Source organism: Hyphomonas sp. UBA3601, assembly GCF_002375605.1.
Classification (GTDB): domain Bacteria; phylum Pseudomonadota; class Alphaproteobacteria; order Caulobacterales; family Hyphomonadaceae; genus Hyphomonas.
Map to the genome: position 1 here is coordinate 9755 of NZ_DFME01000126.1, position 9607 is coordinate 19361.

Annotated in this window: 7 protein-coding genes; 4 read left to right on the forward strand and 3 right to left on the reverse strand. The window is 58.3% G+C overall.

Annotated features, from left to right (window positions below):
• From B4F73_RS13755 to B4F73_RS13765, 3 genes are all read left to right on the forward strand, one after another.
• A partial coding sequence (locus tag B4F73_RS13755) for a DUF2125 domain-containing protein (protein ID WP_290483547.1) occupies window positions 1–514 on the forward strand: 514 nt, incomplete at its 5' end.
• Window positions 511–1158, forward strand: a complete 648-nt coding sequence (locus tag B4F73_RS13760; RefSeq protein ID WP_290481316.1) for a DNA-3-methyladenine glycosylase family protein — start codon at window positions 511–513, stop codon at window positions 1156–1158. The genes B4F73_RS13755 and B4F73_RS13760, both read left to right, overlap by 4 nt.
• A 140-nt stretch (window positions 1159–1298) precedes the next feature.
• On the forward strand, window positions 1299–1862 hold the full coding sequence (locus tag B4F73_RS13765) for an HNH endonuclease (protein WP_206991678.1): 564 nt from the start codon (window positions 1299–1301) through the stop codon (window positions 1860–1862).
• A 9-nt stretch (window positions 1863–1871) separates the two neighbouring features.
• Here B4F73_RS13765 and B4F73_RS13770 read toward each other — a convergent pair whose 3' ends face one another.
• Both B4F73_RS13770 and B4F73_RS13775 read right to left on the reverse strand, forming a co-directional pair.
• Window positions 1872–3275: a protein adenylyltransferase SelO family protein gene (locus tag B4F73_RS13770; RefSeq protein WP_290483548.1), complete on the reverse strand. Its 1404-nt coding sequence runs from the start codon at window positions 3273–3275 to the stop codon at window positions 1872–1874.
• A gap of 79 nt (window positions 3276–3354) precedes the next feature.
• Entirely contained in the window at window positions 3355–5691 is a 2337-nt protein-coding gene (locus B4F73_RS13775) for a TonB-dependent receptor (RefSeq protein ID WP_290480237.1), read from the reverse strand.
• Window positions 5692–6072: 381 nt separating this feature from the next.
• Between B4F73_RS13775 and B4F73_RS13780 the strand changes: the two genes are divergently transcribed.
• Complete coding sequence (locus B4F73_RS13780) at window positions 6073–8958, forward strand: TonB-dependent receptor domain-containing protein (protein WP_290480236.1); 2886 nt, start codon at window positions 6073–6075, stop codon at window positions 8956–8958.
• Window positions 8959–9019: 61 nt separating this feature from the next.
• On the opposite strand, the gene B4F73_RS13785 is transcribed toward B4F73_RS13780, so the two are convergent.
• The coding region (locus B4F73_RS13785) for an alpha/beta hydrolase (protein WP_290483549.1) at window positions 9020–9607 on the reverse strand (588 nt) is incomplete at its 5' end.

Here is a 9607-nt window from a genome sequence, read left to right on the forward strand (position 1 = left end):
GAACCTGAAACCGCGTGAAGGCGCAGAAGATGATTTGATGATCGCCCTGCAATGGGACCGGCTGACCATCAATGCAGCCCCGCAAGGCGCAGAGTTTCTTGGCGACACGATCGGACCTTCACGTCTGATCGGCGAAGTGCGCAGCTTCTTTCCGGCCTGGATTCGCAGCGGCGGCAATCCGGAACGCTTCCATCGCGCGCTCGTGCAGGAAGATGGCGCAGTCGAAATTGCGCAAGGTCTGCTTGATTGGGGCCCGCTGGATCTCGGCGTAAAGGGCGACATCAAGTTTGATGACGGCCTGGCGCATGGCTCTCTGGGCATGCGGATAGAAAGTGCGGACGAGTTGCGCGACGCGCTGGATGCCTCCGGCCAGTTGGGACAGCAGGAAAATGCCATGCTGACCATGCTGGAAACCTCATCTGCGGATGGTGGCTTCCTGACCTTCACCATCAAGGACAGTGAAGTGAGGATGGGTCTGATCCCGGTCGGCACACTGCCAGAGCCGGGCTATTGACGGCGCCCTCGCGGCGGGTGCTGAGCGCGGCCTGCGAGACACTGGCCGCTGCAGACCCCGCATTGGCGAGAGCCTATGACGAACTGGGTATTCCGGAATGGCGGGTGGGCGAACCCTGCTATGCGGCGCTCTGCCGGCTGATTTCCTATCAACAACTCTCTACTACGGCTGCCGGCAGAATCTGGGAACGCACCCAGGCGATGTTTGGCGAAGTGACGCCGGTGGCTGTTCTGGCTGCGGATCCCGAAGATATTCGGGCGTGTGGCATGTCCCGCCCCAAGGTTCAGCACATGATCTCGATTGCCGAGGCGATGACCACAGGCAGGCTCGACCTTGAGCGTGTTTGCACTTCTGATCTGGATGTTGCGCGCAAGGAATTGGTCTCGGTTAAGGGAATCGGCCCGTGGACTGCGGAATTGTTCCTGCTCTATTCGGTCGGCGCGACGGACGCTTTTCCGGTGGGTGATGTTGGCTTGATGGAGGCGCACAAGCTGCTTCTGGAGGTCGAAACCCGTATGGAAATCAAGGAATTCACTGCGCATGCCGAGTGCTGGCGACCCTATCGCGGCGTGGCGGCACATCTGCTCTGGGGCTGGATCAACGACCGGCGCGCCAAGGCGGCCCAGCCGAGCCCTCAGGCCTGACCATCTGGACAGCGTTGCAAAACGCCGCAACTGTCATAATCTCATTATGTGAATCACCTAAAGCAGGGGCGAGACGAAAAGGAGCTACGCCTTCAGTCGGTTCAAACAGACATATCTTCTCAGTGTCATGGAGGTGACCCATGGCTGAGATCATTTCGGCCCCCCCGAGCGGCCGGCCCGCTCTCGTATTGAACGCTGATTTTCGGCCGCTCTCTTATTATCCCCTTTCTTTGTGGCCCTGGCAGGAAGTGGTGAAAGCCGTGTTCCTCGACCGTGTCGATATCATCGCGGAATATGATTATGTCGTCCGCAGCCCGAGCACGGAGTTCCGCCTGCCCAGCGTTATCGCGCTAAGGGATTTTGTCCGGCAGGATCGCCCGCCGGCTTTTACCCGCTTTAATGTCTTCCTGCGCGATGGTTTCGAGTGCGCCTATTGCGGCACGTCGGAGCATCTGACCTTCGACCATGTCATTCCGCGCTCCAAGGGCGGTCGGACAACATGGGAAAACATCGTCGCCGCCTGCAGCCCCTGCAATCTTCGCAAGGGCGGAAAACTGCTCAAGCATACCGACATGCAGCTGATGCGGCGCCCGGCGCGGCCGAATAATTACCAGCTACAGGAGATTGGCCGAAAATTCCCGCCGAACCACCTGCATGAGACCTGGATGGATTATCTCTATTGGGACATCGAACTGGAAGGCTGACCGAAGGGGTTAGTGCCAGTCGTAGGCAAGGCGCGCCTGTTCGATATGGTCGAGCTTTGCGTGCAAAGCTGACCAGTCGTCCGACTCGGCAATGGGCGCCCAGACCGCCTCGACTTCATCGATCACCAGGCTGACCGGGGCAGGGGCCTGGAAGTAGGCGTGCTGAAGGCGTTCGGGCCGGACCGGGCTACGAGCGACCAGCGCGTCCCGCACAGGCGAAAACCGGTCTTCCTTATAGAGCGCAGCCTGGGGTGAGGCGTCGGCCCGCGAGGTGCTTTCATGCCCGCCAAACCAGTCAAAGAAGGTTTGCGGCCAGCTCGCACCTGTCTCGGTCATCCACGCGTAGAATGCCTGCAGGAACTCCGTATCCGCATCAGGATCACCGAATGGTGCAATGCCGAGCATGGCATGAGTGTGAGAAACGAAGCTTTCCTGATAGGCGCGTTCATAAGGCTTGAGACCAGTGGCGAGGTCTTCCGCCCCAGCGAGGGGCAAGAGGGCGGAGGCGAGTTGTTGGAGTGCCCATCCACCCTGCAGGGGTTGGCGCCCGAAACGGTATAGACCCTGCTGGTCGAAATAGGCGGCGGTGAAGTTCGGATCGGAAATCGGCAGGAACCGCCACGGACCGAAATCGAATGTCTCGCCGGTAATATTGAAATTGTCCGTGTTCATCACGCCATGCACGAAACCAGCGGTCATCCATTGCCCGATCATGTGACCGGTCGCGGATGCTATGGCCGAGAGCATGTTTACCGTCTTGCGACTGACATCGTCATCCATCGCATGAGGATGGAAGTTGGTCACTACATAGTCGACGAGCCGCGCCAGATCGTCTGCCTGTTCAAGATAGGCAAGACGCTGGAAGCTGCCGAAACGGATGTGACTGTGTGACAGGCGAGTGAGTACGGCAGAGCGAGTCGGGGAGGGTTCGTCGTTCCGGGCCAGCTGTTCGCCGGTCTCTATGAGGGCGAACGGCTTGGAGGTGTTTACGCCAAGGGCTTCGAGGTAATTCGCGGCAAGAATCTCGCGCACGCCACCCTTGAGCGTCAGGCGGCCATCGCCTTGGCGACTCCATGGCGTCTGACCGGAGCCCTTCGTACCTAGATCGAGCAGGCGTGAGTCCGTGTCGCGGACCTGTGCAAACAGGAAGCCGCGTCCATCGCCCAGTTGCGGATTGTAGGTGCCGAACTGGTGGCCGTGATAGCGCAGGGCGAGGGACCGTTTCAGATTTTGGGGCAGGGGCGCGAACCGGCCGAAATGGGTCGCCTGATCCGCTGTATCCAGATCGCCCAGACCGACCTCGTCGGCCCAGCGCGTGTTCCAGTACCGTATTGTATGCTTCGGGAAGTCTGCAGGATCGACGGGGTCGCTTATGAAATCGGCGATGGCGAGAATGGGGGGGGTCTGGGTCATGCGCTCTCACATAGGGCCTGAATGAAGAAAGGGCGACCCGCCGGGCCGCCCTTTCCGAAAAGATTGACAGGAACTGATCCTAGTATTCGTAGGTCAGCTCGAGGCCAACAAGACGGCCTTTCTTGAGCGGAGCGAACGTGCTGCCACCAGGGTCATTCTGGTAAGGTAGCTGCGTACCGGTCGACCGAGGGGCCGGGAAAGGCAGCTGGGTATCGTTACCCGTCTGAACTTCGTCTAGCAGGTTCTTGCCGTAGATCGACGCGGCGAGACCGTCTATTGGCGTTTCCCAAGTCAGGTTCGCATTCAGCATGTTGGCGGAACGAATCCAACCGAAGTTGCTGTCAGTATATGCGATACGGTCACGATATTGATAGTTCACCTGACCGACGAGGGCACCGGAGTTCCCGAGGTCGATGTCCTTGATGAGACCGACGCCCCAGGTTGCTTGTGGCACGCGGGGGAGGTCGAGTGCGAGATCGCTGTCACCCACGACACCGTCCGCATCCAGATCGAAGAACACGTCATCATAGGATGCATCGATCATGCCGACATTGAACGTGGCGAGCCAGGAGTCTGCGAAGGCGACCCGACCATCCACTTCGACGCCCGTGATGGTCGCATCGGCGGTGTTGATGATGTTCTGAACAACGCCCGATGAACCAGCGGTGTTGACCTCACGCTGCATGTTCTGGATTTCGGTGTGGAACACAGCACCATTGACCTGGATACGACCGTCTTCACTGCTGGTCTTGAATCCAACTTCGAAGGCGTCGACTTCTTCTTCATCAAATCCGAAATCGCCGGTTTGGTTCACGAAGTCGAAGAAGATCGGAATATCGGTGATGCGGAAATTGTAGCCACCGGAGCGGAAGCCTTTGGTGTAGTGACCATAGGTCTGCAAATTGTCGTTCCAGAAGTATTGCAGGCCAACTTTCGGCGTCCAGTTGGACCACTCATTGCCATCACTGAAACCATTAGGCTCCTGTGCCAAACCACCTGTGATCAGCGAGATCAGAGCGTTGGTGCCGTCTGGCGAACAGGTGCCGCCAACAACCGAACACTCATTGCGTGGACGGAGATAGATAACGTCGGCTTCTTTTTCTTCATTGGAATAACGCAGGCCGAGCGTACCGACCAGCTTGTCCGTGAGGGAATAGTCGACGTTGGCGAAGGCGCCCCAGACGGTATGGTCCTGACGGCCACCACCATAGAAGCCCCACGGAATTGTCGCTGGAAGCGTGGCTGGGCGGGTGGTCGGCAGGTTGCGCGTTTCAGTGTAGGCGATTTCTTGCTCGAAATAGTACACGCCAGTCGTCACGTCCGCTTTTCCGAACGTGCCAGCATAGCGCAGCTCGTTGGAGAACTGTTCCTGCGAGAGCTCAGCACCGGAATGAAAGAAGGTGATTGGCGAAGCATCAATGTCGCCGATCGAGTCGCCCGTATAATCACGATAGCCGAAGATGTTGGTGATACGGCCGTTGCCGAAATCAACGTCATAATCGGTACGCAGAGAGCCGAAGACAGTTTCGGATTCTGCCAAGCCTGGCTCGTCAATTGAGAAATCGAACGAGTCGCGGTCGAAATAGCCAGCGTTGGAGCCGGATGGGCCATCACCGCGGCTGTCGGTATACTCGACCTTGCCGAGGAAGGTGAGACGCTCGGTGGGCGTGAATTCCAGCGCGCCGCGATAGGTTGCGGTCTGGAGTTCACCGTGATTGTCGCCATTGTACTGGTTTTCGAAATAGCCGGCGTCGGTTGTGTAGGAGGCGCCGATCTTTCCGTTCAGCACGCCTTCGATCAGCGGGCCGGAGACGTAGCCTTGGACAGTAGCGCTGTTGCCACCACGGTCCTCGTCAACCGGGCCGTCAACTTTCGCACCGATCTTGTAGGTGAATTCATCCGACGGATTGCCCGTGTTCACGACCACAGCGCCGCCAGTGGTGTTGCGACCAAACAGGAGGCCTTGAGGGCCACGCAGAATTTCGATGCTGTCCACGTCGAACAGGTCGATGACCACGCCGCTGTTCACGCCCAGGTAGACACCGTCGATGAAGACGCCGACGGCCGGATCGATCGATGGGATGGACGAGTTCACGCCCAGACCACGAATGGCGAAGTTCGCAGTGCCGCGTGACGTGCCGACATCATCCAGCGAAACGTTTGGGGACGAGTAGGACAGGCTTTCCAGTGTCGTGACGTTCAGCGCGTCGAGCGTGTCGGAGTTGAAGGCCGTAACCGCGACGGGCACATCCTGAACATTCTCGACGTCCTTTTTCTTTGTGGCGGTCACAGTGACCGTTCCAAGTACGCGATCGATTGCAGATTCACGTTCGGTTTCAGCTTCCTGTGCCTGGGCATTGGTCGCAATTAGAAGGACGGCGGAAGCCGTCGCAAACAACGATTGTTTGAGATGCATAGCAGTTTCCTGATTGTAATATTATAGTTCCGGGAGGGTATTTCGGAGCCCGCTCTTGGCGGCGGGTACGATTAAAAATAATCGCTATTTCGCTAGATTCAGCCTCAAATAACGAGTCTGTCGGGGATTGTTTTTTACTGTAACATTTGCGCCACAATCGGGCCGTTTCCGACCAGATATGTTCAGAAATTGTGCAGGTCCGGATCAAGCTTCTAGATACGACAACGTTGTAATGATGGCGTCCCGTAAGGAAGCTGCGGCAATTTGTTGCGCCGCACAACAAAATTACCCTGTTTCCGTCCGGAAGCGAGCATATGCTGCCTGTGAGTGAGACATGAGCCGAACACTAGATTCGGCCGCTCACACCACGGGAGGAAGTATATGAAACACCAAATGAAAATGTGGATAAGTGCGTCTTGCGCTGCGCTGGCGGTCGGTATGCCGGCCGTCGCACAGGAGGAAGACGGGAGCGAGCTGCGCCAGTCGACCGTTACGGTTACTGGCTCGCTGATCGCGGGTACACCGGAAGATGCCGCGCTGCCAGTCGACGTGCTGACCGCCGCTGAATTGAAACTTGAGGGTTCGCCATCAATAACGGAACTGATCCGGAATCTCGGCGTATCGTCGGGGGTTGATGGACAAACCAATCAGTTCGCCTCGAACGGACTGGAGGGTACGTCCAACGTCAACCTACGCGGGCTTGGCCCAGCCAGGACACTGGTCCTGATCAATGGACGCCGCCAGACCTATCACCCTTATGCGATTGGCGAGCAGGCGCAGCTGTTCATTGACACGAACATGATCCCGAGTGCCGCAGTCGGCCGGATCGAGGTGCTGAAGGATGGCGCGGCCGCGATCTATGGTTCGGACGCCATTGCCGGCGTCGTGAACTTCATAACACGGTCAGACCTGGAAGGGTTCGAAATCAGCGCTGACTTCCAGCAATTCGACGGCACCGACGGCGAGTACAACATCAATGCCTCCTACGGCATGCAGGGCGGCAACTGGAACTGGGTCACTTCGGTAGGCTACAATTTCCGTCCGGAAGTGCCACTGCTGGAGAAGGACTGGGCGATCCTGCCTTATGCCGATAATCCGGTCGGCGGCTGGTCCACCCTGTCCAATCCCGGCTATTATGTGCCACTGGGACTTATTGGCGGCCAGGTCGGAGCAATCCAGGGTCCGACCGGCGACCTCGGCTGTGTTGATACGGGCGGCTTCGTCAATCCGGCTAGCGGCCTGTGCAACTTCAACTTCACCCAGTATGACAACCTGGTCGAGGAAGAGGAGCGCTACCAGGTCTTCTCCGAGTACAACCGGACCTTCGGCAATGGCATCGATTTCCACATCGAGGGCCTTTATGGCTACAGCGACGTGCCGTCTTGGAAGACGTCTCCGTCTTATCCGCCGCAGGAGCTTGCGACCCAAGTCGTTCTGGCCTCGCATCCTGGCTTCCAGCAATACATGGCCGACAATCCTGGTCAGTTCCCGGCCGGCACGCTGGCGGCGCTGTTTATCGGCCGTTCGTTTGGTTGGGGCGGTTACCCCGGATCGGATGGCGGACCGCAGGAAGGCTTCCGTACCTATGAGAGTTATCGCGTGGCCAGTGACCTGGCCGGGCAGTTCGACAATGGCATCAATTGGGATGCCGCGCTGAGCTGGTCGACCACGGAAGGCGAGCGGGTGACGAATGACACCTATATCGCTGGCTTCACCGCCGCTCTGAACGGATTTGGTGTCTGTACGGACCCGATCACGGGGAACGACCCGGCGACCGGAACCCAGCCCTATGCGGCCGGCTATGCCGGATCGCTGACGGCCGGTGCCGGCGGGTGTGAATATTACAACCCGTTCTCGAACGCGATTGCTGCCAACGGAATTACCGGTGTCGCGAACCCGAGCTATGTACCAGGCTTGGAAAACACCGAAACGCTGGCCGACTGGCTGACGGACGGTGTCGGCACCACGGTGACCACAGACCTTCTGGTATTTGATGCCTCCATGTCCGGCATGAGCGGCATCCAGGCCGCTGGTGGCGAAGTGGGCTGGGGCGTCGGCATGCAGGTGCGTCGGGAAGGTTATGAAGTCGTTCCAAACGACGTGACGAACCTGACCCTCAATCCGGGCCCGGGCGGCACGGGACCATTCTCCTTCTTGGCCGGTACGACGCCAGTGGATGAGGACCAGACCATCTATGCCGTCTTCGGTGAACTGCAGGTGCCGCTCTATGAGGACATAGATATGCAGGTGGCCATGCGCTACGAAGATTATGGTGGCGATGTTGGCTCGACCTTCGACCCAAAGGTTGCGATCAAGTGGCAGGCCAATGACAACCTCGCCCTGCGAGGTTCGGCCCAGACCTCGTTCCGCGGGCCAACCCTGAACCAGCTGTCCGGCCAGGTCACGACCCTGCAGTTCGTTGGTGCAGCCTCGGCGTTCAAGGCGGTCGACCAGTTCGGCGATGCGGCCCTGAGCCCGGAATCGGCTTTCAGCTTCAATGTCGGCGCCCTGTATGACAACCAGAACGGATTCACCGCGTCGATCGACTACTACAATTTCGACTTCTCGGATCCGATCATTGTCGAAGACCAGTCGTCGATCGTGGGTGCCGCCGTTGCGGCCCTGGCGGCTGGGGACCTGGAGAACCCGATCCTGTCGCGGATCACCTTCACCGACAACAATGGTGACGGCATCAATACAGCCGATGAAATTGCCCGTATCAGGACAAATGTCGTGAACGGCCCGGACATTCAGACGTCCGGCGTGGACGTCCGTGCCGAACAGGTCTGGGACATGAACACCTCAAGCTTCACCCTCGGCGGCGAAGCCAGTTATATCATAGAGTATGATGTGGACGATTTCGACATCGAAGGCGTGATGATTGCCGGCGGTGATCGGGTCGGCCAGTTCAACCGGTCGAATTTCTCCCGCTCGCTGCCGCAGCTCAAAGCCAATATCTTTGGGAACTATGAGCTCGGTGATCACAACTTCCGCGCTGTGATGCGCTACATGGATGCATATGATGATGAGCGTGGCGACCTGACTGGCAACAACACGACGGAGATCGATAGCCAGACCACGTTCGACCTGTTCTACACTTGGCAGTCGACCGCTTGGGACCTCGACCTCGGTCTGTCTGTGGTGAACGTGACGGATGAAGATCCACCATTTGCACAGTTCGATCTGAATTATGATCCCTACACACACAATCCGTTTGGCCGTACATTCAAGATAAGTGTGACCAAGCGTTTCGGCGGCAGCAACTGATTGCCATCGAATGCAGCACTGGGGACGGCCTTCGGGTCGTCCCCTTTTTTATGCCGGGATGTCAGAAGGCGCCAAGTGCCCGGCCAGCTTCAACGCCGGCATCGCGGATAGCAACGCGCACGGCATCTGACAGGGCGGTCATGTTCATGAAGCCATGTACCATGCCCGGATGTTCGCGCACGCTGACGCGCACGCCAAAACTCGCCATCTTGTCGGCATAGGCGAGGCCTTCATCCTTGAGCGGGTCCCATCCGCACAGTACGAAGTGCGCTGGCGGCAGGCCCTTGAAGGCATTCGGTTCTGCGAAGAGGGGCGAGACGCGAGGATCCATTCGTTCGGCATCATTCCCGATATAGGCATCGCGGAAATACTCGAACAGATTGGCTGATATGAAGAAGCCGCCTTCCTGGAAACTCATTTTCTTTGTGCGGATGTCCACAAATTGTACAAGCGGATAGAGCAATAGCTGGAAGGCAGGGCCCTTTTGGCCCGTCCGCAACAATTCCTGAGCCAGAAAGGCAGACAGGTTTCCGCCAGCACTGTCGCCGCTGACCGCCAACCGGTCCGGATCAACCCCGCACGCTTCGGCATGGGTGGTGATCCAGCTCCATGCGGCGAGGGCATCTTCATGGGCCGCGGGAAATTTGTG

Excerpts from the sequence above, each read along its gene's own strand:
- B4F73_RS13765 (WP_206991678.1), top strand. The coding sequence starts at position 1,299 with ATGGCTGAGATCATTTCGGCCCCCCCGAGCGGCCGGCCCGCTCTCGTA.
- B4F73_RS13770 (WP_290483548.1), bottom strand. The coding sequence starts at position 3,275 with ATGACCCAGACCCCCCCCATTCTCGCCATCGCCGATTTCATAAGCGAC.
- B4F73_RS13775 (WP_290480237.1), bottom strand. The coding sequence starts at position 5,691 with ATGCATCTCAAACAATCGTTGTTTGCGACGGCTTCCGCCGTCCTTCTA.
- B4F73_RS13780 (WP_290480236.1), top strand. The coding sequence starts at position 6,073 with ATGAAACACCAAATGAAAATGTGGATAAGTGCGTCTTGCGCTGCGCTG.